Source organism: Nocardioides renjunii, assembly GCF_034661175.1.
Classification (GTDB): domain Bacteria; phylum Actinomycetota; class Actinomycetes; order Propionibacteriales; family Nocardioidaceae; genus Nocardioides; species Nocardioides renjunii.
Genome location: NZ_CP141058.1, coordinates 2,198,393 through 2,222,516 on the forward strand (window position 1 = coordinate 2,198,393; position 24,124 = coordinate 2,222,516).

Annotated in this window: 23 protein-coding genes; 12 read left to right on the forward strand and 11 right to left on the reverse strand. The window is 72.3% G+C overall.

From position 1 onward, the window contains the following. Positions 1–202: 202 nt before the first annotated feature. Complete coding sequence (locus SHK17_RS10425; protein ID WP_172272162.1) at positions 203–529, reverse strand: hypothetical protein; 327 nt, start codon at positions 527–529, stop codon at positions 203–205. Between the two features lie 189 nt (positions 530–718). Here SHK17_RS10425 and SHK17_RS10430 point away from each other — a divergent pair, with 189 nt between their 5' ends. The 3 genes from SHK17_RS10430 to SHK17_RS10440 all read left to right on the forward strand — a co-directional run bounded on the left by SHK17_RS10430 (position 719) and on the right by SHK17_RS10440 (position 2,547). Continuing rightward, complete coding sequence (locus SHK17_RS10430; RefSeq protein WP_172272159.1) at positions 719–901, forward strand: hypothetical protein; 183 nt, start codon at positions 719–721, stop codon at positions 899–901. Between the two features lie 70 nt (positions 902–971). After that, positions 972–1,706: a TetR/AcrR family transcriptional regulator C-terminal domain-containing protein gene (locus SHK17_RS10435; protein ID WP_322424266.1), complete on the forward strand. Its 735-nt coding sequence runs from the start codon at positions 972–974 to the stop codon at positions 1,704–1,706. Between the two features lie 148 nt (positions 1,707–1,854). Further along, a complete protein-coding gene (locus tag SHK17_RS10440) occupies positions 1,855–2,547 on the forward strand; it encodes an ANTAR domain-containing protein (RefSeq protein ID WP_172272153.1) in 693 nt (230 codons plus the stop codon). A 161-nt stretch (positions 2,548–2,708) separates the two neighbouring features. Here the strand turns inward: SHK17_RS10440 and SHK17_RS10445 are convergent, their stop codons facing one another. Next, positions 2,709–3,014 (reverse strand): hypothetical protein, encoded by a 306-nt coding sequence (locus tag SHK17_RS10445; RefSeq protein WP_322921999.1) that lies wholly within the window; start codon positions 3,012–3,014, stop codon positions 2,709–2,711. Between the two features lie 43 nt (positions 3,015–3,057). Between SHK17_RS10445 and SHK17_RS10450 the strand changes: the two genes are divergently transcribed. Both SHK17_RS10450 and SHK17_RS10455 read left to right on the forward strand, forming a co-directional pair. Next, positions 3,058–3,558: a general stress protein gene (locus tag SHK17_RS10450; protein WP_405030411.1), complete on the forward strand. Its 501-nt coding sequence runs from the start codon at positions 3,058–3,060 to the stop codon at positions 3,556–3,558. A gap of 215 nt (positions 3,559–3,773) precedes the next feature. Beyond that, positions 3,774–5,807, forward strand: a complete 2,034-nt coding sequence (locus SHK17_RS10455) for an AGE family epimerase/isomerase (protein WP_322919129.1) — start codon at positions 3,774–3,776, stop codon at positions 5,805–5,807. Positions 5,808–5,828: 21 nt separating this feature from the next. Here the strand turns inward: SHK17_RS10455 and SHK17_RS10460 are convergent, their stop codons facing one another. Genes SHK17_RS10460 through SHK17_RS10470 form a run of 3 tightly spaced genes read right to left on the reverse strand, consistent with a single transcriptional unit; the run spans position 5,829 to position 9,791 of the window. Further along, entirely contained in the window at positions 5,829–6,506 is a 678-nt protein-coding gene (locus tag SHK17_RS10460) for a response regulator transcription factor (RefSeq protein WP_322919131.1), read from the reverse strand. Then, positions 6,503–7,858, reverse strand: coding sequence for a sensor histidine kinase (locus SHK17_RS10465; protein WP_322919132.1), 1,356 nt, complete (start codon positions 7,856–7,858; stop codon positions 6,503–6,505). Before SHK17_RS10465 ends, SHK17_RS10460 begins: the two co-directional genes overlap by 4 nt. Positions 7,859–7,880: 22 nt before the next feature. Continuing rightward, positions 7,881–9,791 carry an APC family permease gene (locus tag SHK17_RS10470; protein WP_322919133.1) on the reverse strand — a complete coding sequence of 637 codons (1,911 nt, stop codon included), beginning with the start codon at positions 9,789–9,791 and terminating at the stop codon, positions 7,881–7,883. A gap of 111 nt (positions 9,792–9,902) precedes the next feature. Between SHK17_RS10470 and SHK17_RS10475 the strand changes: the two genes are divergently transcribed. Continuing rightward, positions 9,903–10,757 (forward strand): ERCC4 domain-containing protein, encoded by an 855-nt coding sequence (locus tag SHK17_RS10475; RefSeq protein WP_322919134.1) that lies wholly within the window; start codon positions 9,903–9,905, stop codon positions 10,755–10,757. Between the two features lie 243 nt (positions 10,758–11,000). Then, positions 11,001–11,420: a DUF7144 family membrane protein gene (locus tag SHK17_RS10480; RefSeq protein ID WP_172272138.1), complete on the forward strand. Its 420-nt coding sequence runs from the start codon at positions 11,001–11,003 to the stop codon at positions 11,418–11,420. 16 nt (positions 11,421–11,436) lie between these two features. Here SHK17_RS10480 and cls read toward each other — a convergent pair whose 3' ends face one another. Both cls and SHK17_RS10490 read right to left on the reverse strand, forming a co-directional pair. Next, complete coding sequence (cls, locus tag SHK17_RS10485) at positions 11,437–12,963, reverse strand: cardiolipin synthase (RefSeq protein WP_322919135.1); 1,527 nt, start codon at positions 12,961–12,963, stop codon at positions 11,437–11,439. A gap of 129 nt (positions 12,964–13,092) precedes the next feature. Continuing rightward, positions 13,093–13,320, reverse strand: a complete 228-nt coding sequence (locus tag SHK17_RS10490; protein ID WP_322919136.1) for a hypothetical protein — start codon at positions 13,318–13,320, stop codon at positions 13,093–13,095. A gap of 240 nt (positions 13,321–13,560) precedes the next feature. On the opposite strand from SHK17_RS10490, the gene SHK17_RS10495 reads away from it, so the two are divergent. Further along, the gene (locus SHK17_RS10495; protein ID WP_322919138.1) at positions 13,561–14,115 is read left to right on the forward strand and encodes an LURP-one-related/scramblase family protein; all 555 of its coding nucleotides are present in this window, start codon (positions 13,561–13,563) and stop codon (positions 14,113–14,115) included. Positions 14,116–14,287: 172 nt separating this feature from the next. Here the strand turns inward: SHK17_RS10495 and SHK17_RS10500 are convergent, their stop codons facing one another. Beyond that, positions 14,288–15,628: an MFS transporter gene (locus SHK17_RS10500; RefSeq protein ID WP_322919140.1), complete on the reverse strand. Its 1,341-nt coding sequence runs from the start codon at positions 15,626–15,628 to the stop codon at positions 14,288–14,290. A 69-nt stretch (positions 15,629–15,697) separates the two neighbouring features. Between SHK17_RS10500 and SHK17_RS10505 the strand changes: the two genes are divergently transcribed. Then, on the forward strand, positions 15,698–17,965 hold the full coding sequence (locus SHK17_RS10505) for a LuxR C-terminal-related transcriptional regulator (RefSeq protein WP_322919141.1): 2,268 nt from the start codon (positions 15,698–15,700) through the stop codon (positions 17,963–17,965). A 197-nt stretch (positions 17,966–18,162) separates the two neighbouring features. On the opposite strand, the gene SHK17_RS10510 is transcribed toward SHK17_RS10505, so the two are convergent. Continuing rightward, positions 18,163–19,170, reverse strand: coding sequence for a LuxR C-terminal-related transcriptional regulator (locus tag SHK17_RS10510; protein WP_322919143.1), 1,008 nt, complete (start codon positions 19,168–19,170; stop codon positions 18,163–18,165). A 127-nt stretch (positions 19,171–19,297) separates the two neighbouring features. Here SHK17_RS10510 and SHK17_RS10515 point away from each other — a divergent pair, with 127 nt between their 5' ends. From SHK17_RS10515 to SHK17_RS10525, 3 genes are read left to right on the forward strand one after another with little or no spacing between them, the layout of a single operon-like run. Beyond that, positions 19,298–20,803: an arylsulfatase gene (locus tag SHK17_RS10515; RefSeq protein WP_322919144.1), complete on the forward strand. Its 1,506-nt coding sequence runs from the start codon at positions 19,298–19,300 to the stop codon at positions 20,801–20,803. Continuing rightward, positions 20,800–21,774, forward strand: a complete 975-nt coding sequence (locus SHK17_RS10520; protein ID WP_322919145.1) for a formylglycine-generating enzyme family protein — start codon at positions 20,800–20,802, stop codon at positions 21,772–21,774. Before SHK17_RS10515 ends, SHK17_RS10520 begins: the two co-directional genes overlap by 4 nt. Continuing rightward, the gene (locus SHK17_RS10525; RefSeq protein ID WP_172272120.1) at positions 21,767–21,937 is read left to right on the forward strand and encodes a hypothetical protein; all 171 of its coding nucleotides are present in this window, start codon (positions 21,767–21,769) and stop codon (positions 21,935–21,937) included. Before SHK17_RS10520 ends, SHK17_RS10525 begins: the two co-directional genes overlap by 8 nt. 43 nt (positions 21,938–21,980) lie before the next feature. On the opposite strand, the gene SHK17_RS10530 is transcribed toward SHK17_RS10525, so the two are convergent. Both SHK17_RS10530 and SHK17_RS10535 read right to left on the reverse strand, forming a co-directional pair. Continuing rightward, the gene (locus SHK17_RS10530; RefSeq protein WP_322919146.1) at positions 21,981–23,357 is read right to left on the reverse strand and encodes a glutamate decarboxylase; all 1,377 of its coding nucleotides are present in this window, start codon (positions 23,355–23,357) and stop codon (positions 21,981–21,983) included. Beyond that, on the reverse strand, positions 23,354–24,007 hold the full coding sequence (locus tag SHK17_RS10535; protein ID WP_172272116.1) for a hypothetical protein: 654 nt from the start codon (positions 24,005–24,007) through the stop codon (positions 23,354–23,356). Before SHK17_RS10535 ends, SHK17_RS10530 begins: the two co-directional genes overlap by 4 nt. Positions 24,008–24,124: the final 117 nt, after the last annotated feature.

A 24,124-nucleotide genomic window follows, 5' to 3' on the forward strand; every position in this document is an offset into this window, starting at 1 on the left:
CGCAGGTGCCGCCGGCGCCGACGGTGCCGCGGCGGAAGCGCCGCTCCGGCTCACCGGCCGTGGCGTCGGGTCCTCGGGGTCGGTGGCGGGCGCGTCGGCGTCATGGGAGGGCTTCACACCCGGGGGTACCCGCCGCTGCACCTCGCATGAGCCGCGCCCGTCCGGCGGGGTGCCCGCGGGCGTGCTTAGGGGTGCTCGGGAGTCAGGTGCCGACCTCGCCGGAGCCGTCGAGGAAGGTCCGCATCCGCAGCGTCACGTCGGTCCGGCTCATCCCCGCCCGCTGCTCGAGCAGCCATGCGAGGCCGCCGAGGGTCAGCACGAGGCCGCCCATCAGGCCCGAGGCGTCGACCTCGAGCTCGTCGGTCGCCGGGTCGACCGTGATCCGCACGGCCCGGATCTCGTTGAGCCGCTCGAACGCCAGGCTGAGCGCGTCGACCGTCTCGTCCTGTCCTCGCGGGTCGTCGTCGAGGACCGACAGCAGGTCCACCAGCACGTGCCCGGCGAGGCGGCCAGCCTCGGCTCCGTCCATGTCGACCTCCTGGCTCGTGTTCGTCACCACCGAGCGGTCGGATTGCCCGTCGGCTGCCGTCGGACCCGGTCGGGTCGAGACCTGCGCTCGTCGCGGAGACGGGGGTGCTCGTGCCTGAGCCCCCTTGCGCACCCGCGTCCGAGGAGGCAGTGTTTACGACGTAAAGTCTCCGGCTCGAGGACGGTCCCGATGGCAGCCCCCAGCACGTCTCCCACACCCGCGGCCAGCACGTGGGCGTTCCTCACCAGGAACGAGCTCACCTGGCGCCAGGCGACGGAGGGCTGGGCGGTGCTGACGGCGCTCGGCGCCTTCGCGGCGACGGCGGCCGCGTTCTTCAAGCTGGCGCGCGTGGTCGGTCGTACCCGCTTCTGAGGTCATCCGCCGAGGCGACGTGCGGGCGGCGGTCCCCGCGCTAGTGTTCGGCGACAAGGGGGGTGTTGCCATGGCACAGGACTACCCGGACGCGGACCTCGCGGCCGTGAACGACGAGCCGCCCCCGTCCGGCCGCGTGCCGCTGAGCCGGCAACGCATCGTCGACGCGGCCCTCGACTACATCGACGCCCAGGGCCTGCCCGGACTGACGATGCGCCGCCTCGGTGAGCAGCTCGGCGTGGAGGCGATGGCGCTCTACCGCTACGTCCCCAGCAAGGAGGACCTCCTCGACGCCGTCGTGGAAGACCTGGTGGCCCAGGTGCGTGCCGACGACGTCGTCCTCGACGAGCCGCGCGACGGCTGGCAGGACTTCCTGCAGCGCATGGCGCACGGCGTCCGGCGCATGGCACTGGCGCACCCCAAGGCCTTCCCGCTGGTCGCCTCGCGCCCGGCGGAGGCCCCGTGGCTCCGCCCGCCGCTGCGCAGCCTGGAGTGGGTCGAGACCTTTCTGTCCGGCCTGCTCGCCGAAGGCTTCAGCGACGACGCCGCCATCGACGGCTACCGGGCCTACACCAGCTTCCTGCTGGGCCACCTCCTCCTCGAGGTCGCCGTGCACGGTGCGGACGTGGGGCCGCTGGACGTCCTGGACGACCAGACCGGTGAGCCCGGGACTGCCGAGTACCCCACCGTGTCCCGCCTGCGGAGGCCTCTGTCCGAGGACCGTTCCGCCGTCGAGTTCGAGGAGGCCCTCGAGGCGCTCCTCGACCGGATGACCGTCGCCCGCAACGCCCACGTCAGGGGCTGAGCACCGGGTTCGCCCGGCGCGAGCCCGGACCTCGTGCGCGGTCGCCGGCGTCGCGGGGTGTCGGCCGACCCGTTTATGATGTAAACAGGGGCCGTGCACCGTGAGCACCGGTGCCACGGACGTCGCGCGCGACGAGGGAGAGAGTGACGTGAGGGAGACGGCCCCGCGCCTGGACGAGTTCACACGCCTGACGCGCGCCCTCGCGGCCGCCCCGGACGAGTCCACGCGCCTCCAGCTCGCGGTCGACTCGACCGTGTCGCTGGTCACGAGCTGCGACCATGCCGGCCTCACCGTGAACCAGAGGGGCGGCGTGCTCACGCGCGTCGGCAGCGACGACGTGGTGCAGCGGGCCAACGAGCTGCAGTCTGAGCTCGGCGAGGGCCCCTGCCTCGACGTGACGCGCGACCAGGACACGCTCGTCATCCCCGACCTGGCCACCGCCCGCCGCTACCCGACCTGGGCGCAGCGGGTCCACACCGAGCTGGGGGTGGGATCGATGATGTCGCTGCTCGTCTACACCGACCAGCACTCCTACGGTGCGCTCAGCCTCTACGCCGACATCGGTCGTCGCTTCGACGCCGACGACCTGGCCAGCGCCCAGGCGGTGGCCGGTCACCTCGCGGTGACGCTGTCCGCCGGTCGGGAGATCGAGCACCTCAGCATCGCCATGCACAACCGCCTGACGATCGGGCGCGCGCAGGGCATCTTGATGAGCACGCTCGACATCGACGCCGACGCCGCGTTCGACTACCTCCGCCGCATGTCCATGGAGTCCAACCGCAAGGTCGTCGACCTCGCCGAGGAGATCGCCCGGACCCGGGCGCTCCCGCCCCGCCCGTGACGCCCGGCGGGCGACACCGTCCGTGGCGGGTGGCTCCGCGGCCCGCTTCTTGAGCCGCGGAGCCCGGTCGGTGACCCGCAGCCTCCGGCGGGCCTGACGACCGTGGCCGCACGGTGCCCACGAGGTGCCGTCCCATACGTGGCTCGCGGGCTCTGCCGGACTCAGCCGCGCACCCGGTACTGCGTGGTGACGTGCCGCGTGCCCAGCGTGGTCGAGCCGTCGAGGTCGAGGTCGAGGCTCCCCCCGACCACGACGGACGCGTAGCGGCCGCGCAGGTCCTCGACGACTGCCGACACTCCCTCACGGTGCACCTCGACCTGGCCCGCGTCGCCCCACGGCGCCGAGGTCATGGTGCCGGCGACCACGTGCATGGGCGCGGCATTGATCCACGCGGCGACGGCGTCGAAGAAGCCGATCCCCCCGTCCTCGTCCGCCGCGAACCCGTCGGCGCTCACGATCTGCTCCACGGCGTCTCGTCGACATGGTGCGTGCACACTGGGACGCATGAGCATGTCCACCCCCGGTGCCGCCCCGTCCTCGCCCCTCAAGCTCCAGTTCCCGCAGTCGCTCGCGGTCTACGACGACTACGCGGCCGCGCAGAAGAGCGTCGACTTCCTCGCCGACCAGGAGTTCCCGGTCGAGCACCTGATGATCGTCGGCACCGACCTCAAGCGCATCGAGCGCATCACCGGCCGACTGACCTGGGGCCGTGTCGCCCTCGGCGGCATCCTGTCCGGCCTGTGGTTCGGCGTCTTCGTCGGCCTCATCTTCGCGCTCTTCACCACGTCCGACACCTGGCAGGTGCTGCTCAGCACGGCCTTCTTCGGAGCGACGTTCGGGCTGGTCTGGGCGCTCATCGGCTACGCCTTCACCCGTGGCCAGCGCGACTTCTCCTCGGTGACGCAGGTCGTCGCCACCAGGTACGAGGTCCTGGTCGAGCACAAGCACGCGGCACGGGCGCGGGAGCTGCTCGCCGGTCTCCCCGGAGCCCTGCCCAACCCCTTCGCCTGAGCCGCGCACGCCTGCCACAGGCCAGCGGTCTAGCCCATGGGGTCCGCTCCTGGCGGAGGGGCGCATAGTGGGGAATCTCGGCACCTGGAGGCGTCCTCATGACGACGGCAAGCACCAGCGTCCCAACCGCGCTCCTCTGTGGACTGGCACTGGCTGCCGGCCTCGCCGTAGGACCGGGCACGACTGCCGTCGGCGCGCCGGCAGCCGAGTCGGCCGTGGAGGCGGAACCGGGTGTGCTCGGCGGCGACACATGGCTGGAACACCACCGCGAGGACCTGCTCCCCTACTGGGACACCCCGTCCGCCCTCGGCGTTCCGGTGGGCAACTTCCCGTCCTGGCGGGGCCGCGACGGTGAGCTCCTGACCGACCCCCCGACCCGGAGCCAGCGCGGCCTCCCGACCCTCGCCCGTGGCGTCTACGGCTACTCGGTCGCCTTCCTGCTCACCGGGGAGGCGCGTTACCTCACCTACGCCAAGGCAGGCATCGACTGGATCAACGCGCACGCTCGCGACACCGTCCACGGTGGCTGGTTCGGGGTGCTGGACGTGAACGGCGCTCCGGCCGACCGCTTCGCACGCAAGGAGGTCTTCGACCTCGCGTCGTTGGGCCTCGCCTTCGGCATGTACTACAACGTCACCCGGGACCCGGCAGTGGAGGCCGACCTCCTCGCCGTCCGGGACCTCCTCTTCGAGCGCTACTACGACGCCGAGACCTCCCGCATCAAGGACGCCGTGGACTTCACGCAGTCCACGGAGGTGGACACGGGGGGCAACGGCGGCGACATCACCAACTACCTCGTGCCCGGCTCGGCGCTGCTGCTGCCGAACATCGACGTGTTGAGCGACCCTGTCCGGCGCCAGCAGTTCCGCGACGACCTCCGCCTCGTGACCGAGCAGCTGGTGGCGCGGCACCGAGGCGCCGGCCCGGAGTCGTGGTGGTTCTGGGGCCGCACCGCACGCGTCGGGCGCTTCAACGCCCAGCAGACCGACTTCGGGCACTCCGTCAAGAGCCAGGAGCTCATCCTCAACGCCAACATGGTGTTTCCCGACCGCCCCTGGTCGGGTCTTGCGGGCGACCTCTCGGTGCTCCTGCACCGGGCCTGGGACGGCCCCGCCGCCCGGTGGAACCAGGCACGGACCGGCGCGGAGCCGACCGCGGTGGAACGCGACAGCGAGTGGTGGGTCCACGACGAGGCCGACCAGACGCTCGCCTCCCTCGACCTCGGGGACGACTTCGCGCATCGGGAGTGGCTGGCCACCAGCGCGCGGAGCTGGCTGGACGTGTTCGTGGACCGGGGGTCGCCGGTCCGGGAGACGTACGTCCGCCCCGCTCGTGATCCCGTCGTCCAGGACCTGCGCAAGACCGGGTTCGGCAAGAACATGTACCACGTCAGCGAGCACGCCCTGGTGATGTACCTGCACGGCCGTGCCCTGGAGGGGCGGCCTGCGCGGCTCCACTACGCCTTCCCGACGGGCACCGCGCTGACGGCCGAGGCCGAGCCCTACTGGTACGACGCCGCTGCGGAGACGCGGGTCGTCCGCGATGAGCTCACCGAGCTGCCGGGCCACCGGCTCGTGCACGTCGACTTCACCGGCATCGGGCAGGTCACACCGCCGCCCTACCCCGCCCCGCAGGACACCGCAGCGCCGACGACGGCGCACGCCGTGACCCCCGGGCCCAACGCTGCCGGATGGAACCGGAGCGACGTCTCGGTGGCCGTCACGGCCACCGACGACGGCGTCGGGGTGCGGGAGATCCGAGCGATCGTGGAACGGGGCGGCGGCCTCCCGCCCATGGCCGTCGTCGATCCCGGCCCCGAGCTGGTCCTGCCGCCGCTCACCGAGGAGGGTGTCCACCGCGTGACCTTCTGGGCGGTCGACCTCCTGGGCACCGCCGGCGTCCCGGAGCACGTGGAGGTGCGCATCGACCGCACGCCACCGACGATCGTCGGGATGCCGCAGCAGCCGTGCGTCCTGTGGCCGCCGGACCATCGCCTGGTGCAGGTGGCCGACGTCACCGGCAGCGACGCCCGGTCCGGGCTGGCCGCGGTCGGCCTTGACGTGACGGCGGACGAGCCCCTCCGTCCGGGGGCCGTCGTCAGGGACGGCGGACGGGTCGCGGTGCGGGCCGCTCGGGACGGGCGCGGCGACGGGCGCACGTACGCCATGGTCGCGACCGCCGACGATCTCGCGGGCAACACCTCCCGGGCCGTGGCGACCTGCGACGTGCCGCACGACCGGGCGCCCTGACGCAAGCGGTCACGCCCGCGGCTACGCGCCGGGCTCGAGCGTGAACCGGTGCCCCAGGCCCGGCTCGGTGACCAGGTGCACCGGGCGGGAGGGGTCGACCTCGAGCTTCTTGCGGAGCGTCGCCATGTAGGTGCGCAGGTAGTTCGTCTCGCGGTCGTAGGCGGGGCCCCACACCTCGTGGAGGAGGTCGGCGCGGCCGACCAGCCGTCCGGGGTGTCGCAGCAGCACCTCGAGGATCGCCCACTCGGTGGGGGTGAGCCGCACGGGCGCGCCGTCCCGGCTGGCCTGCCGGGCGGCCACGTCGATCCGCAGGTGCTCGGTGACCACCGGCGCCGCGGTGACGGCACCACGTCGGCCGGCCGAGCGGATCCGGGCGTGCAGCTCGTCGACGCCGAACGGCTTCGTGACGTAGTCGTCGGCACCGGCGTCGAGCGCACCGACCTTGTCCTGCGAGTCGGTCCGGGCGGAGAGGACGATGACGGGCAGCCGGCTCCACGTCCGCAGGGACTGCAGGACCTCGAGGCCCGGGATGTCGGGAAGTCCCAGGTCGAGGACGACGAGGTCGGGCGCGTCCTCGCGCAGCGCGTCCAGGGCCGTGCGACCGTCGGCGGCGACGAGCACCTCGTGGTCCTCGGCCCGCAGCCCGATGGCCAGCGTCGTGCGCAGGACCAGGTCGTCCTCGACCAGCAGGATCCTCACCGGGCGGCCCCCAGCTCGACGACCATCGTCAGGCCACCGCCCGGCGTCGTCCCGGCCTCGAGCGCCCCGCCCTGGGCCTCCGCGAGGCCGCGGGCCACGGCGAGCCCGAGGCCTACGCCGTCACGGTGGCCGTGGTCGCCGACCTGCTGGAACGGCTCGAACATGCGCGGCCGGTCGGTGTCCGCCACCCCGGGACCGTGGTCGACGACCGCGAGCCGGACCCGCTCGTGGTGCGCGGTCGCACAGACCTCCACGGGTCCGTCCGTGTGGCGCAGCGCGTTGCCCACGAGGTTGGCCAGCACCCGCTCCAGGAGCCCGGCATCGGCGCGCACGTGCGGCATCGGTCCGACGACGTCGACGCGTCCGGCCGCCTCGAGGTCGGCGAGCACGCGGGTGAGGACGCCCACCGGGTCGACAGGAGCGAGGACCGGCTCGACGGCCCCGGTCTGGAGGCGGCTCATGTCCAGCAGGTCGGCCACGATCGAGGTCAGCCGGGTGGTGCTGGCGGCGATCGCCGTCAGGAGCGACGTGCGGTCGTCGCCGGTGAGGCGGTCGCCGTTGCGCAAGAGGGTGCCCGCGGCGGCCTGGATGCCGGCGAGCGGCGTACGCAGGTCGTGGGAGACCGCCGCCAGCAGGGCCGTCCGGGTGCGGTTGCCGGCCTCGAGCTCGCGGGCGGCCTGCGTCTGGCGGGCCAGCTCCTCGCGTTCGCCGAGGACGCCGATGTGGGTGGCGAACGCGGCGAGCACGCGCTGCTCGGCGTCGTCCACCCGCCGGCCGCGGAGCACCAGGACCTGTCGGGTCGAGACAGGCGCCACGCTGTCGTCGCGGTCGAACGGCGCCTGCGCATCGACCAGCTCGGCGACGCTGGGCGCGAAGTGCTCGCGGACGAGGTCGAGCAGCCGCGCGACGTCGTAGTCCCCGCCCAGGACCCGCCGGTTGAGCATCGCGAGGGTCGCGGCCTCGCGGCGTGCCTGCGAGGCCTGCTCACGGCGGCGGGCCGCCGAGTCCACGACCGAGGCGACGGCCACCGACACCGCGACGAAGACGACCAGCGCCACGACGTTCGACGCCGAGGCGATGCGCAGGGTCTGGACGGGCTCGGTGAAGTAGTAGTTCAGCGACATCGCGCCGAGCGCCGACGCCGCGAGTGCGGGCCACCGACCACCGACGAGGGCGCACGCCACGGCGAGGGCGAGGAACAGCATGGTCTGCAGCGCCGGGCCGTCGGGGTCCTGGCTGCCGAGCAGCACCGCGGTCAGTGCGACCGAGCCGGGGCCCGCGAGCAGCCACCCGCCGAGGACCCGGCGGCGGCCCAGGGCACCCGCCCTCGGCTCGTCGCTGCTGACGGACATGTGCACACCCTCCATCATCCGCTCAGCCCGCATGGACGCGGGGACGCCTCGCCACGTCGGGCTCCGCACGCCGGAGCACCTCGCGGGTGACCGGGGCGACCTCGCCGTTGCCGAAGAGCAGGAAGCGCAGCATCTGCTTGACCGGGTTGCCCTCGGTCCAGTCGATGTGGATGTGCGGGACCACGCCGGACACGTCGCGCACGTGCAGGAGGAGGGCCGCGAGCGCGTTGGCCACGCTGGAGGACTCGACCGTCATGACGCGGTGGCGACCGTGCAGGACCTCGCCCCGCACCAGCAGGCGGCTCTCGAAGTCGCTGGGGTCGGAGACCACCACCTCGACGAAGACGATGTCGGGGTCCGTCGGCAGGTCCAGGTCCCTCCTCACCTGCTCGACCTTGGCGGCGTACTCGGCGGCCCCGCGGTGTCCGGACTCGTGCGCGACGAGCCGGATGGTGCGGCGGGCGCAGTCCCGGACGAAGACCTGGCTGGTCGCGTCGAGCTCGACGTCGGTGACGCGCAGCTCGAAGGCGCGGCGCAGCCGGGACAGCAGCGACACGGCCACGATGGCGGCGATGAAGCACGCGCCGATCCTGATGCCGTCGGGTCGTTCCCAGACGTTGACCGCCGTCGTGTAGGCGAACACTGCGGTGATGGCCGCGAACGCCGTCGCCCAGGCGCGCTGACCGGCGCGGCGCGCGGCAAGGGTCACCGCGACTCCGGCGCTGGTGAACAGCATGAGCACGCCCGTGGCGTAGGCGCCTGCCTGCGCGTCGACGTCGGCGTCGAAGAGCCAGGTGATGAGGAAGGCCGTGCCCGTGAGGACCAGGACGAGCGGGCGGGTGGCGCGCGTCCACGTCGGAGCCATCCCGTAGCGCGGCAGGTAGCGCGGGATGAGGTTGAGCAGGCCCGCCATCGCCGACGCCCCGGCGAACCAGAGGATGGCGATCGTCGCGGCGTCGTACGTCGTGCCGAACGCGTTGCCCAGGTGCGCGTGGGCCAGGTAGGCCAGCGCCCGCCCGTTGGCCTCGCCACCGTCCTCGAACTCCGCGGCGGGGATGAGCAGCGTCGTCACGAACGAGCTGCTGACGAGGAAGCCGCTCATCGTCAGCGCCGCGACGGTCAGCAGCTTCTTGGTCTCCCGGACCCGCCCACGCGGCGCCGCCTCCGTGTCGCTGGCGTCGCCTCGCACCAGGGGCATGACGGCGACGCCCGTCTCGAACCCCGACATCCCGAGCGCCAGCTTGGGGAAGACCAGGAGCGCGACGGCCACCATCATCACCGGGCTGCCGTGCTGCTCGGTCAGGGCGCTGGTCCAGTCCCCCACCACTGAGGGGTCGCGGATGATCTGCCAGGTGCTGACGGCGATCACCACGAGGTTGAGCAAGAGGTAGGTGCCGACCAGGACGACCGCGACCCCGATCGCCTCGCGGAAGCCCCGGAGGAACACGCCGCCGAGGAGCGCGAGGAGCACGATCGTGATCCCCAGCTCGTGCCCGTGCAGGACGCTCTCGAGGTTCGGGTTCTCCACGAGGTGTGCGGTCGCGTCGGCCGCGGACAGCGTCATGGTGATGACGAAGTCCGTGGCGGCGAACCCGAGCAGGACCAGGACGAAGAGCTTGCCCTTCCAGAAGCCCATGAGCCGCTCGAGCATCGCGATCGAGCCCTCGCCGTGGGGGCTCTCCTCGGCCACCCGCCGGTAGACCGGCAGCGCCCCGAGCAGGGTCAGCAGCACGAGGACCACGGTGGCGAGCGGGCTCAGCAGCCCGGCGGCGAGCGCCGCGATCCCGGGCTGGTAGCCGAGGGTCGAGAAGTAGTCGACGCCGGTCAGGCACATCACTCGCCACCAGCTGCTGCCGCGGTGGTCGTCAGGAGCGGTGGCGGAGGAGGCCGGTGAGGAGGCGGGGGTGGAAGGACGGGGAATGGTGGTGGACACCGCTCGAGCATCGGGGGCGTGCCCTCCGCGAGCCCCCGCCCTTGACGCATCCTTGACGCCCCCGCCGGGTGCCCCGACGGATGCGGGTCACCCGCGAGGTAGCGTCGGAGCGTGGTCGCAACGGGTCCGGTGCTGGTCGACCACCGCGAGCGGGCCAGCTCGATCCCCGACGCCCTGGTCGCGGCCGGCCTGGACGTGCAGCTCACGGACCTGCCGGTGGGCGACTACGTCCTGGGTCCCGGCCTGGCCGTCGAGCGCAAGGGACCGGCCGACCTGGGTGCCTCCATCCGCGACGGGCGCATCTTCGACCAGGCCGAGCGCATCCAGTCAGCGTTCCCGCAGGCGGTGCTGCTCGTCGAGGGCGAGCCGCGCATCGCCGAGGACGCGTGGCGCGGCGCCGTCTGCCGGCTGGTCGAGGACGGCTTCACCGTCCTGCACAGCCTGGACGCCGAGGACAGCGCGGCGTGGATCGCGCGGCTGGCCAAGCGCGCCCGGCGCACCGCTCCCACGGTGCGCGGGGAGGGACCGCGTCGCGCCCCGCGGCACCCGTCGGCGCAGGCGGAGGCGATGCTCTCCGTCGTGCCCGGCATCAGCACCGTCATGGCCCGGAGCCTCCTCGCCGGCTACGGCAGCCTCGCGGCCGTGGCGGCGGCCGCCCCCGACGGCCTCCGCGGGCACCCGGGGATCGGTCGGGTGCGGGCCGCTCGCCTCGCCGAGGCGCTCCACGGCGACTACGTCGCCCTGTCCGACCGCGACCCCGAGCCGGAGCGCCCGGCTCGCGACGGGCGACCGGCCCGGCGTTGGGTCGTCAGCTCACCCGACGAGGGCATCGAGGGACAGTCCTTCAGCCGGCGGGCCATCGCGCTGCGGGCGTTGCGGGGCGCCGCCGACGGGACCCGGCTGGTCGACGGCCTGACCGGGGAGGTGGTGGCCGAGGCCGCCGCCGGGGACCACCCCGCGGGCTAGGCCCGCGCGGGACCAGGCCTGCTCGGCCTCGCACGTCGCCAGACAGACATCAGCGGTCCCTCCGGGTCAGGCGTGGGTTCTGCGCCACGCCTCTCCCACAACAGCGGCCCGGCGCTGTCACGCCGCCCGCAGGACGCGACCGCCCAGGACCTCCTCCGTCACGGGTGAGGAGGGACGTCCGCGCCGTGCCTAGCGTCCGGGGTACGCAGCCGACGACCGGCTGGTCCAACACCTGGAGGAACGATGAGCACGACTCGAGCGCACCGCGACCATGACTCGTCGACGAAGGGGATCGTGGCGGGCGGGGGGACCATCTTCGCCGCGACCATGCTGGGGCTGACCGGCGTGTGGCAGGTGCTGGCCGGCATCGCGGCCATCGCCAACGACGACATCTACGTCCTCGGGGGCGAGTACTCGTACAGCTTCGACATCACCGCGTGGGGATGGGTGCACCTGGTGATCGGTGCCCTCGCGATCGCCATCGCCGTCGGCATCTTCTCCGGCAACCAGTGGGCGCTCAGCGCGGGCATCGGCGTCGCGTTCGTCAGCTCGCTGAGCAACTTCGCGTTCCTGCCCTACTACCCCCTGTGGGCGATCGTGGTCCTGGCCTTCGACGCGTTCATCATCTGGGCGCTGTGCCAGCGGCTCATGCAGGCCGACTGAGGACGACCGTCCCCAGTCACTGCAGCGCGGCGGTGAGCCGCATGAGGTTGTCGACGTACGCGGCCCGCCACCCGCGCCGCGACCACTCCTCGGCGGTCAGCTCGGTCGACAGGCGCCGGTAGTCGTCCTGGACGACCCGCAGCCGGGTCACCAGCTCGGGGCTGGAGGCGAGGACGACGCACTCGTAGTTCAGCGCGAAGGACCGGTAGTCCATGTTCGAGGACCCGACGACTGCCAGGGCGTCGTCCACGGTGAAGAACTTCGCGTGCAGCACGTAGGGCTCGGGGTAGAGCCAGATGCGCACGCCGGCCTCCAGCAGCGCCTGGTAGTAGGAGCGCTGCGCGTGGAAGACCATGAACTGGTCGGCCACCGCCGACACGAACAGCTCCACGTGGACGCCGCGCTGCGCCGCGGTCGTCATGGCGTAGAGCAACGTCTCGTCGGGCACGAAGTAGGGCGAGGTCACCGAGACGCTCGCCCGGGCCGAGTAGAGCATGGAGTTGAACAGCCGCAGGTTGTTCTCCGTGACGAACCCCGGGCCCGACGGCACGACCTGGCAGGCGACCCCGGCCACCGTCTCCAGGCTTCGCGCCGACCCCGGCTCGGCGGCGGTCTCCCCCAGCGTGTGCGCCAGCTCCTCGCCCGTCTCCGCCACCCAGTCGGTCGCGAACACCACAGCGAGCTGGCGCACGACCGGGCCGCTGAGGCGCACGACGAGCTCGACGTACGTCAGGCCGCGGCGATGGTTGCCCTCGTCGTCGTAGCCGGGCTCGATGAGGTTCTGGGACCCGATGAAGCCGACGTGTCCGTCGACGACCACGACCTTGCGGTGGTTGCGGAGGTCCGGACGCCGCACCTGCCCCTTCCTCAGGCCGATCGGCAGCATCGGTGCCCAGGCCACGCCCGTGCCCTCCAGCCGCTTCAGGAAGTCCTTGTAGCCGGGTACGGCGCGGGTGCCGAGGTGGTCGAACAGGAGCCGCACCTCAACGCCGCGGGCGGCAGCCGCCACGAGCTCCGTGAAGAACCCGTCGGTGACCTCGTCCCAGGCGGCGATGTAGAACTCCACGTGGACGAACCGCTGCGCGCCGGCCACCGCGACGCGCATCGCCTCGATGCTGCCCAGGTAGTCCGGCAGCACCTCGACCTCGTTGCCCTCGACCATGGGGAGGGCACTGAGGTGGCGGTTGAGCCGGGCGAGGCCGTCGACCTCGGCGGCGGTCGCACCGACAGGCGCGTCCCGTCCGTCGTGCTCCCCGGGCGAGGGTCCGTCCGCCGGCGCTCGCGTCGCGACGGCGTCCAGCACCCGAGCGTTGACGTCTCGCTGCCACGCCCGACGCGTACGTCCCACGGAGGTGGAGCCGAAGAACAGGAACGCCACGAAGCCGAGGAAGGGCACCGCGAGGATGAGGATCAGCCACGCCATGGCCGTGGACGGCTTGCGGTTCCCCGGCAGCACGCCGAGGGCCAGCGCGCAGATGACGACGTGCGCGACCGCCACGGCAGCCGACAGCAGACCGACGATCCAACCGCCCGCGCCCGTCATGGCTCGGCCGTCGGCCGAGGGGGCACGGCACGGACGCGACGATCGGTGCGACGACGTCGGTGGGGCACCGGCCTCACGCTAGGAACGACTGCGCCCACCAGCGTCACCCGGGACGGGTGAACGCACCGGTCAGTCGGACGGGATGGTCAGGACCTCCACGACCCTGATGCCGAGGGTGCTGAGCAGGTTGAGCACGCCCTGCAGCTCCTCCTGGTCGATCACGTCGCCAACCAGGGTGGTCTCGGTCCGTTGCGCCCGCGCCGACAGCTGGGGGAACGCGCTCACCAGCTCGTCCGACACCGTCCCGTCCACGCGGATGAGCATCCTGGTCATCGCCACCACCTCGTCGCCCCGCATCCGGTCTCCTCCGACGGAACCTCGCCGCGGCCACCGGCGGTGGCTGGGGCCCTTCGACGGTAGGGCTCACGGGCCGCCGTCCCCTCACCGGAAACGGGCGAAGCGGTGTCCGCTCGTGCCGTCGACACTGACGTGTTCGCGCACCAGCCTTGCCCGGCGGTGTCGCCTCACTCACCGCGGGTGAGGTCGGCCCGCTGCGCGAGGACGACCGTCGTCCTCGACGACGAGAGGGGACGGCCCATGTCCATGCGCGACCGGCGGGAGAAGCGTCAGGAGAAGCGGGAGGTCTTCGGGCGCGGCGGCTCCGCCGTCCGCTTCCGGATGCGGCAGAAGCTGCTCTCCATCGGGGACGACTACTGGATCGAGGACGAGGCCGGCGGCCGGTTCCTCCGGGTCGACGGAAAGGCCGTGCGACTGCGCGACACGCTCGACCTCGAGGACGTGCACGGAACCCTGGTCCACCGCATCCAGACGCGCGTGCTCCACATCCGCGACTCGATGGCTGTCGAGGATGCCGACGGCGAGCAGGTCGCCCTCGTGCACAAGGCACTCGTGTCCCCCCTCCGCGAGCGCTGGAAGGTCGACCGCACGGAGGGTGACGACTGGAGCGTCCACGGGAGCATCGCCGACCACGAGTACGAGATCGAGTCCGACAGCGGCACCGTCGCGGAGGTCTCCAAGAAGTGGTTCCGCGTCCGCGACGCCTACGGTGTGGAGGTCGCTCCCGGCCAGGACCTCGCCCTCGTCCTGGCCGTGACCGTCGCGGTGGACGCGATGGCCCACCCGGGGAGATGAGTCCGGGCTGATGGGCCTCCCCCGCTCCTGCCTTCCCCTGACCTACCTCCGGCGTGCCAGCACCGCGAGGATGATGAGGACCGCCAAGACCGCGAAGATGATCGTGTAGAACACAGCGCCCGTCCTTCTCTCTCTCTCTCTTCGTGTGAGCCGGAGCCCCACGGTGGCCCACCTAGGACGGCGGGGCCTCCCCTGCGACGGGGGATGCCCGTCCAACCGTCGCAGTGCGCAGCGGCGCGAACGCGGTCTCCGGCCAGGTGCGGAGGACGAGCAGGGCGGCGACCGCAGCACAGGCCACGTAGACGCCGGGGAACAACTCGAAGCCGGTGGCGGCCACCACGGACTGGTTGACGAGCGGGGCGGTCCCGCCGAGCAGGGCGGACGAGAGGCCTGACGCCACGGCCAGACCCGTGACGCGCACCTCGGTCGGGAACATCTCGGCGACCATCGCGACGGACAGGGCACCCCCGATGGCGATGCCGGCCAGGACCTGCACGGCGAGCAACGCGAGCAGCCCCCCGCGGGCGGCCAGCCAGGCCATCGGGACGGCCATGACGGCCAGCGCGGCGAGGCACGTCAGGACGACAGGCCGTCGACCGGTCCTGTCGGACAGGCGGCCGAGCGCCAGGGCCGCGCCAGCCGCCGTGACCAGCCCGAGTGACCCGGTCATGAGCGCGGTCGACAACGAGCGACCTGTGGTCGCGACCACGTGGTTGGGCACGAAGACGAACATCGTGTTCAGGGCGAGGGCGCCGGTGCCCGCCAGCGCGAAACCGGCCACGATGCCGTCGCGGTGCTCGCGCCAGAGGCTCGTGACCGGGCTCGAGCTGGTGGCGCCTCGTCGAGCGAGGGCCACGAAGTGCGGGCTCTCCAACGTCGAGCGACGCAGCAGGAATCCCACGATGCCCAGCGGCAGCGCGAGGACGAACGCGAGCCGCCACCAGCCCGGATGGTCAGCCGTGGGGAGGACCTCGATCAGGACGGCCGCCAGGCCGAAGCCCAGGGCGAGCCCGAGCCCTTGGGTCGCGATCTGCCAGGCAGCCGTCGCCCCGCGGCGCCCGGGCGCCGCGTGCTCGGTGATGAAGACAGACGCCAAGCCGGCCTCGCCGCCTGCGGCCAGACCCTGCAGCGCACGCAGGACGACGATGAGCACGCTTGCCAGGACGCCGATCCGGGCGTAGCCCGGGAGCAGCCCGACGGCGACCGTCGCGCCGGTCATCAGGAGGAGGACCGCCGAGAAGACCACCCGGCGCCCCCGCAGGTCACCGATCCGTCCGAAGAGCACAGCGCCCACCGGGCGCATCAGGAACGCCGTGGCGTAGACGGCGAAGGCGGCCAACAGCACGCTCGTGCTGTCCTCCGCGGGGAAGAAGACCGGTGTGATGACGATCGCCAGGCTCCCGAAGACGGCGAAGTCGTACCACTCCACGGTGTTGCCGATGCACGCCGCGCGCAGAGCGCGCCGGGACGCTCCCGGCGAGCCGTCCTCCACGGGCCCAGCGACGTCCGTCACGGGCCGAGGCTACTCGGCGACTACGATGACGTCACCCGCATCCGCGCACCCCTGTCGCAAGGTGCCCCCATGAGCGAACGCCCCGAGCACGTCGTGCTCCTCGAGCCCGCGCCCCGCTCGGTCGACCAGTTCCTCGAGGCGAAGCTGCACCGGCCGCCGGCGCGCGACGGCTGGGTCGGACGCCCTCGGCTCCTCGACGTCCTGGACCGCTCCGTGAGCCGGAGCGTGACGCTCGTCGCGGCCCCGGCGGGGTACGGCAAGACCACGGTCGTCGCCCAGTGGCTTGCCTCGCGGAGGGGGGAGCGTGCCGCGGCGTGGGTCTCGATCGACGCCGGGGACAACGACCCGGCCAGGCTGTGGGCCCACATCGCGACGGCGTTGCAGCGCGCCGGCTGCTTCCTCGCTCCCGACCTGCCCATGTTCCTCGTCGCTGCGAGCGCCGACGTCCGCACCCGCCTGCTCCCCCACCTCCTCAACGCGCTGGCAGCGACGTCGGACGGCATCACCTTGGTGCTCGACGACTTCCACGTCCTGGTCTCGCCCGAGTGCCACGAACAGGTCGCCTTCCTCGTCGAGAACCTGCCCCCGTCGACCAGCCTCGTGATCACGTCGCGGTCCGACCCGCGCCTCCGGCTGGGACGCCTGCGCGCCTCGGGAGGGCTCGCGGAGCTCCGCGCCGACGACCTGGCATTCACCCGGGACGAGGCTCGCGAGCTCGCCGCCCGGGAGGGCGTCGACCTCTCCGACGCGGACCTCGACGAGCTGGTCGTCGACACGGAGGGATGGCCGGCGGGGCTCTATCTCTCCGTCTTGCTGCGCGCACACGACGACAGCACCAGCACGGTGGCGCCCCACGCCCGCACGGCGAACCGGTTCGTCGGCACCTACGTCACCGAGGAGGTCGTGAGCCAGCACCCGCCACCGGTGCGCGACCTGATCCTCCGGGCCTCGATCCTCGAGAGGTTCTGCGCGCCCCTCTGCGACGCCGTGGCCGGCCGGTCGGGATCGGCCGGCACGCTCGCCGCGCTGGCGCGGGAGAACCTGTTCGTCGTCCCCCTCGACGACACGGGCACCTGGTTCCGCTTCCACCACCTGTTCGCCGCCGTCGTGCGCAGCCAGCTCGAGGCGACGCTCGGTGACGACGTCGCCGAGATGCACGGGCGGGCCGCGGCGTGGTTCCGGGCCAACGGCTACGTCGACGACGCGGTCGCCCACCTCGTCGACGCGGGTGACCACCGGGCGGCGGCGACCGTCATCCAGGAGAACTGGTTCGACTACTACGACGTCGGCCGCTCCGGCACCGTGCGCGCGTGGATGCGCGCGCTGGACCCCCGCGTCGTCGCCACCGACGCAGCAGCGGGCGTGACGGCGGCGTGGCTCGCCACCGTGCGGGGCGACCGACCGGCCCAGGCCCAGCACATGCAGGCCCTCGAGCCGCTGGCCGACGTGGGACCCCTGCCGGACGGGACGCACTCCGTCGAGTCGGCCGTCGCCCTCATGCGCGCCTCCTACGGCTACGGCGGACCGGGCGACATGGCTCGCGCTGCCCGCCGGGCCGTCGAGCTGGAGACGGACCCGCGCACCCGCGGCTACGCCATCGCCCAGCACTCGCTGGGCCACCTCGCCTACCTCGACGGCGACCTGGACGGAGCGATGGCGCTCCTCACGGAGGTGAGGAGGTGCGAGGCCGCACCGGCCACGCTGCGCGTCAACGGTCTCGCGCTGGAGGCGTTCATCGAGGACGAGCGCGGCGACCACGAGCGGAGCCGCGAGGCGGCCGAGCTGGCGGCCGCGATCGTCGACGCCCGCGCGATGCACGAGACGCCCCAGATGTCGATCAGCCTGACGGCGCTCGCGCAGGTCCAGGCCTCGGCCGGAGCCCTCGACGAGGCGATGGCCACGTGCCGGCGGGGGCTGTCCATCCGGCGCCGGCACATGACGTACGCGCCGTGGATGACCATCCACCACCTCACCGTCATGGCCCGGGTGGCCGCCCTGAGCGGTGACACCCCACTCGCGCTCGAGCTGCTGGACGAGATCGACGACCTGGTGTCCGGCTACGCCGACGGCGTGGCCGGCGTGCGCGCGCGGCTGGCCGCCATCCGGTCCCTCACCGGCGCCGGTGCGAGCAGCCGCGGAGGCGGCGAGCAGCTGACCGCGCGCGAGGTCGACGTCCTGCGCCTGCTGCAAGGGCCCCTGAGCCTGCGGGAGGTGGCCGGGGAGCTCTACCTCTCCCCGAACACCGTGAAGTCCCACACCCGGTCAGCCTTCCGCAAGCTCGGAGCCAGGTCCCGCGCGGAGGCCGTCGAGGCCGCCCGGCGGCGCCGGATCCTCTAGCCGGAGACGGCGGGACCGCCGGGAGGGCGGGTTCCTGCCACGGCGGAGATCCGCCAGCCGTGCGCCCCGTTCGGAGGTGGGGAACGCCCGCGCCCGTGCCTACGCTGTCGCTGATGTGGGTGGTCAGCCCCCGACCGCCCCGTCGCTGCACGCCTGCCCGCGGCTCCCCCCGAAACGCCGCGGGCAGGCCCGGACCGTCACGCCCAGCCGTGGCGCGCGGCGTACCAGCCGAGCTGTATCCGGCTCCTGACCCCGGCCAGGTCCTGCAGGTGGCGCAAGCGCCGCTGCACGGTCCGCAACGACAAGCCGAGCTGGGACGCCACGGCCTGGTCCGAGACGCCCGCCAGCATGAGGCTGAGCACCTGCCTGTCGAGTGCGGTCGGGCCGGCCTCCGGCCGGTCCGGACCGAGCGGAGCACCGTCAGGATCGTCCGCGTGGTCGGGGAGCACGAGGGGGTACGCGTGGCGCCAGGTCGACTCGAACAGGGCGTCCAGCGCTGCCAGCAGCCCGCTCCGCTGCAGCAGGACGGCGCCCGGCCCCCCGCCGAGGCCCAGCGGGACGAGGGCGAGCTCGGCGTCGGCGATGACGAGCTTGATCGGGAGCACGTCCACGACGCGCACCTGGAGCCCGTTGCGAAGGGAGTCCTCCGCCTCCTCCACCGCCCCCGGCTCGGCGAGCACGGCGGTGTCCAGCACCACCCGGATGGCCACGCCCCTGTCGACCGCCGCGGCCTCGGCCCGGTTCTCGCCCGGAGGCACCGCGACGAACGGCGCGGTGACGAACATGCGGAGCTCGCGCGAGGCGGCCTGCTGCACCTGGTGGAAGCGGTGCCGGACGGCATCGACGCCCGTGACCACCTCGATGAGCTCGCCGATGTCGCGTCCGGTCATCGCCGCCCGGTGCTCCTCGGCCATCGTGGCCAGGGCCTGCTCCACCAGGCGCAGGCCGTCTCGACGCTCGTTGAGGAGGGCGCCCAGCGCTATGGCCGGTGGGGCGGCCACGAACGTCGCGTCGTCCGACCTGATCGCCAGACCGAGCTCCACCAGGGTCGCCAGGCCCCTCCCGACCTCATGCCGGGACCGGTCGAGGGCGCCGGCCAGCACCGCAGCGGTCGTGTGCGGCCGACCGAGCAGGGCGCGGTAGACGCGCTCGACGTCGGGCGCGATGCCTAGTTCCTCCAGCACCACCTGACCTCCGGTCTCCACCCCCGGGCCCGAGCCTAGGAGGCGCAGGACCATCCCGTGCCTCCCCCGGAACGAGTGAAGCCGCCCCGGTCCGGAGCGTCGTACGTTCACCCGGAGTCCACCTCTGCTCCTAGCCCTGGAGGCCGCCGTGCCAAACCAACCGAACATCCTCATCATCTGGGGCGACGACATCGGGATCAGCAACCTCAGCTGCTACAGCGAGGGACTGATGGGCTACCGCACCCCCAACATCGACCGCATCGCCGCCGAGGGCGTGCGCTTCACCGACTACTACGGCGAGCAGAGCTGCACCGCCGGCCGGGCGGCGTTCATCACCGGCCAGAACCCCTACCGCACCGGACTGACCAAGGTCGGCATGCCGGGAGCGGACATCGGCATCCGGCCCGAGGACCCCACCATCGCGACCGCGCTGAAGGCCGTCGGCTACACCACCGGGCAGTTCGGCAAGAACCACTTCGGCGACCGCGACGAGTTCCTGCCCACCCAGCACGGGTTCGACGAGTTCTTCGGCAACCTCTACCACCTCAACGCCGAGGAGGAGCCGGAGCAGTTCGACTACCCCTCCGAGGAGGAGTTCCCGGACTTTCGCAAGAACTTCGGTCCGCGAGGGGTCATCCACGCCTGGGCCGACCCCGACGCGCCCGGCGGGCAGCGGATCGAGGACACCGGTCCGCTCACGCGGGAGCGGATGAAGACGATCGACGACGAGGTGGTGCCCGAGGCCCTGCGCTTCATGACCGAGGCGAAGGAGAGCGACACCCCCTTCTTCGTCTGGCTCAACACCACCCACATGCACTTCCGGACCCACGTCAAGGACGGGAGCCGGGGCAAAGCCGGTCGCTGGCAGTCGGCCTACCACGACGCGATGTGCGACCACGACGAGCTCGTCGGACAGGTGCTCGCCCACCTCGACGAGCAGGGCCTGGCCGACAACACCATCGTCATGTACTCGACCGACAACGGGCCGCACATGAACACCTGGCCCGACGGCGGCATGACGCCCTTCCGCAGCGAGAAGAACTCCAACTGGGAGGGCGCCTACCGCGTCCCGGCGATGGTGCGCTGGCCCGGACACATCCCGGCGGGCCAGGTCCTGAACGGGATCGTCAGCCACAACGACTGGTTCGTCACCCTGCTCGCGGCCGCCGGCGACACCGATGTCGCCGACCGGCTCAAGGCCGGCACGGACCTCGCGGGGTCGACGTACAAGGTGCACCTCGACGGCTTCAACCAGCTCGACTACATCACCGGTGAGGCCGAGGCGAGCCCACGCCAGTTCTTCTTCTACGTCTCCGACGACGGCGACCTGACCGCGCTGCGCTACGACAACTGGAAGTTCGTCTTCCTCGAGCAGCGCATGCCGGGCACGCTGGCCATCTGGCTCGAGCCGTTCGTCGTGCTGCGGTGCCCGAAGATCTTCAACCTGCGCACCGATCCTTACGAGCGCGCGGACATCACCTCCAACACCTACTACGACTGGATGTTCTCGCACGCATGGCTGGTCATCCCGGCCACCGCATTCGTCGGCAGGATGATCCAGAGCCTCAAGGAGTTCCCGCCGCGACAGGAGCCCGCCAGCTTCACCATCGACAAGATGATGGAGAAGCTCAAGGCCGGCATCGCCGGCGCATGAGGCGCGGGAGCGGGGCGGTCCTGGACGCCACGGCGGTCTCGCTGCCGGGCGGGGCCTTCACGATGGGCTCCGACACCCACTACCCGGAGGAGGCCCCGGCCCACCCGGTGCGGGTGGACGGCTTCTCCATCGACGCGACCACGGTCACCAACCGGCAGTTCGCCGCCTTCGTGAGGGACACGAGGTACGTCACCGTGGCGGAGCGCCCACCGGACCCGCAGGACTACCCCGATGCGGACCCGGCCAACCTGGTGCCGGGGTCCCTGGTCTTCACCCAGACGCCCGGACCGGTGGACCTGCGGCACCTGAGCCAGTGGTGGACCTGGACCGCCGGCGCGTGCTGGTCGGCGCCCGAGGGGCCCGGCAGCTCGGTCAAGCGCCGCCCCGACCACCCGGTCGTGCAGGTCGCGCTCGAGGACTGCGAGGCCTACGCTGCCTGGGCTGGCGCCACGCTGCCGACGGAGGCGGAGTGGGAGTACGCCGCTCGCGGCGGCCTCGACGGAGCGGCGTACACCTGGGGTGACGAGGCCCGGCCGGACGGCCGCATCATGGCCAACACCTGGGACGGCCCGGACTTCCCCTGGCGCAGCACCCGCGAGAGCGGCTTCGTCGGCACCGCACCGGTCGGCAGCTTCCCGCCCAACGGCTACGGCCTCTTCGACATGGCCGGCAACGTCTGGGAGTGGACCGCCGACTGGTGGGTCAGTCGGCACCCCGATGCCGCCGAGAAGCCGTGCTGCGTCCCCACGAATCCCCGCGGCGGCCCGGTCGAGGCCAGCTATGACCCCGCCCAGCCGCAGTTCCGCATCGGCCGCAGGGTGGTCAAGGGCGGGTCGCACTTGTGCGCCGACACCTACTGCCTGCGCTACCGCCCCGCCGCCCGCCGGCCGCAGATGGTCGACACGGGCACCAGCCACCTCGGCTTCCGGTGCGTGCGCCGGACCCCGTCCGGAGGAGGAACCCATGAGTGACCACCCGACCGTGCCGCTGACCCAGGTGGCGGCGCTCGCCGCCGGCATGGCGGCCGTCGTGATCGCCTCGCGAGGCGCCGCCGCGGCTGCGCGGTTCGCGCTGCGCGAGCTCGACTACCGGGCCGGCAGCGACATCGAGAGCTGGCTCAGGCACGTGCGGTGAGCGGACGGACGGCCGTGGCCGTCCGCCCGCTCACCACCCGCCGTCAGTAGCCGGTGCCCATCTTCGTCTGCTCACGCTCGGCCGGGTGCGTGCCACCCTTCTCGTCGAGGGTCGCGCAGGCGTCGGCGATGTCGCGCGTGAGCCGCTCCACCTGCTCTCGGCTCATCGTCTGCTTCACCAGCGCTCGCATGATCTTCACCTTCTCCGCGCGGGGCGGAAGGGTGTAGGCGGGCACCATCCACCCGCGCTCGGCGGACAGCTGCCAGGCGATGTCGGACTCGTCGTACGACGCGTGCTCGCCGGAGAGGCGGAAGGCCACCAGCGGCAGCTGCTCCTGCCCGTCACCGATGACCTCGAACCTCCCGCTGGCGCGCAGGTTGGCTGCGAGCGCGGCGGCGTTCTGCTGCATCTGCCGCATCACGTAGGTGTAGCCGTCGCGGCCGAGCCGCACGAAGTTGTAGTACTGCGCGAGCACCAGGGCCGCTCCCGTGGAGAAGTTGAGCGTGAAGGTGGCATCGGTCTTGCCGAGGTAGTTCTCGTAGAAGACCAGGTCCTGCGCCAGGTCGGACGTCTCCCGGAACACCAACCACCCGATGCCGGGATAGACGAGCCCGTACTTGTGGCCCGAGACGTTGATCGACCGGACCTGCTCGAGCTGGAAGTCCCACGTCGATTCGGGGTAGAGGAACGGCCACACGAAGGCGCCGCTCGCGCCGTCGACGTGGATGGGGATGTCGAGGCCGCGCTCCTGCTTCACGTCGAGGAGCAGCTGGTTGATGCCGGCGATGTCGTCCTTGTGACCGGTGAAGGTGGTGCCGAGCACGCCCACGACGCCGATCGTGTTCTCGTCGAGGTGGGGGGCCACGTCCTCGGGGCCGATCGTGTACTTGTCCACCTCGAGCGGGATGATCCGCGGCTCCACGTCGAAGTAGCGACAGAACTTCTCCCACACCACGTGGACGTCGGCGCCGAAGACCAGGTTGGGCCGGTCGGTGGACGCGTGCTCGGCCTCCCGACGCTCCTTCCACTTCCACTTGAGGGACAGCGCGCCGAGCATGATGGCCTCCGACGAACCCTGCGTGCGGCAGCCGGTGGTCTGCCCCGGCGCGTAGAACAGGTCCGCCAGCATCCGCACGCACCGCTGCTCGATCTCGGCCGAGATGGGGTACTCCGCGTGGTCGATGAAGTTGCGGTGCAGGTTCTCGGCGATGATCCGCTGCGCCTCCGGCTCCATCCACGTCGTCACGAACGTGGCGAGGTTGCGCTGCGGGTCGCCCTCCAGGTTGAGGTCCTCCGCGAGCAGGCGGAAGGCGTCCGTCGGCGGCATCCCTCCCTGCGGGAACGCCGTGGACGGGACCGACTCCGTGAGGAACCGGTTGCCGTAGAGGGCCTCTGTCTGTGCGTCGGTGAGCTGGGTCATGGCGTCGTACCGTCCGTTCGTCGGGAAGTGCGGATGTCGATGGCTTGGAGGACGCCGGCCGCGAGGAAGCAGCTCGCCCCGGCGAACGTGCCCCAGTTGACGAGGCCGACGTTCACCACCTGGTCGGTGGCCGGGCGCACGAAGGCAGCCAGGCCCGCGAGGAAGAACAGCACGGAGCCGAGCTGGTTGACGGCCGCCACCCACCACGCGAGGAGGTGCGGCAGCACCCGCGTCCCGCCGGCGCCCAGGTCGAGCAGCGCCAGCCGGCCGGAGGCGAGGAAGCAGCAGCACCCGATGATGTCGGGGAGCCAGATCCAGCCGTCGGACTGGCGGGGCGTGAGCCCGGCGAAGAACGCCGCCACCAGGCTCACTGCGAAGAACAGCGTCCCGACGAACAGGACGACGGCGCTGCGCCGGGCGCGCGCACCGACGCCGGCGGCCAGCACGACCGAGACCCAGCCGCCGAGGCTGAAGAAGAAGCCGCCGACGAGGTAGGTCACGTCGACCGTCAGCAGGTCCGTGGTCCCCATCTGGGCGAGGAGCGCACCCAGCGCGAAGAGCCCGCCGCCCAGCACGAACGAGACGGCCGCGGCGAGACCGAGCCTGGCGGACCGGCGCGCCGTGGCGTCAGGCGACACCACGTGCGTCATCGCTGCTCCTCTCGTCACGGCGGGTCCACGCTCGCCGAGACCGGGCACCCCTGCTTCCTCCGCGCCGGGTGAGGCCCGCACCTGTGACGAGTGGCACCGTGCCCTGAACCCTCGTCC

Bases quoted from the DNA above. Each gene is read 5' to 3' on its own strand.
- SHK17_RS10425 (WP_172272162.1), bottom strand. From the start codon at position 529: ATGGACGGAGCCGAGGCTGGCCGCCTCGCCGGGCACGTGCTGGTGGAC.
- SHK17_RS10430 (WP_172272159.1), top strand. From the start codon at position 719: ATGGCAGCCCCCAGCACGTCTCCCACACCCGCGGCCAGCACGTGGGCG.
- SHK17_RS10435 (WP_322424266.1), top strand. From the start codon at position 972: ATGGCACAGGACTACCCGGACGCGGACCTCGCGGCCGTGAACGACGAG.
- SHK17_RS10450 (WP_405030411.1), top strand. From the start codon at position 3,058: ATGTCCACCCCCGGTGCCGCCCCGTCCTCGCCCCTCAAGCTCCAGTTC.
- SHK17_RS10465 (WP_322919132.1), bottom strand. From the start codon at position 7,858: ATGTCCGTCAGCAGCGACGAGCCGAGGGCGGGTGCCCTGGGCCGCCGC.
- SHK17_RS10480 (WP_172272138.1), top strand. From the start codon at position 11,001: ATGAGCACGACTCGAGCGCACCGCGACCATGACTCGTCGACGAAGGGG.
- cls (WP_322919135.1), bottom strand. From the start codon at position 12,963: ATGACGGGCGCGGGCGGTTGGATCGTCGGTCTGCTGTCGGCTGCCGTG.
- SHK17_RS10490 (WP_322919136.1), bottom strand. From the start codon at position 13,320: ATGCGGGGCGACGAGGTGGTGGCGATGACCAGGATGCTCATCCGCGTG.
- SHK17_RS10495 (WP_322919138.1), top strand. From the start codon at position 13,561: ATGTCCATGCGCGACCGGCGGGAGAAGCGTCAGGAGAAGCGGGAGGTC.
- SHK17_RS10505 (WP_322919141.1), top strand. From the start codon at position 15,698: ATGAGCGAACGCCCCGAGCACGTCGTGCTCCTCGAGCCCGCGCCCCGC.
- SHK17_RS10520 (WP_322919145.1), top strand. From the start codon at position 20,800: ATGAGGCGCGGGAGCGGGGCGGTCCTGGACGCCACGGCGGTCTCGCTG.
- SHK17_RS10525 (WP_172272120.1), top strand. From the start codon at position 21,767: ATGAGTGACCACCCGACCGTGCCGCTGACCCAGGTGGCGGCGCTCGCC.
- SHK17_RS10530 (WP_322919146.1), bottom strand. From the start codon at position 23,357: ATGACCCAGCTCACCGACGCACAGACAGAGGCCCTCTACGGCAACCGG.
- SHK17_RS10535 (WP_172272116.1), bottom strand. From the start codon at position 24,007: ATGACGCACGTGGTGTCGCCTGACGCCACGGCGCGCCGGTCCGCCAGG.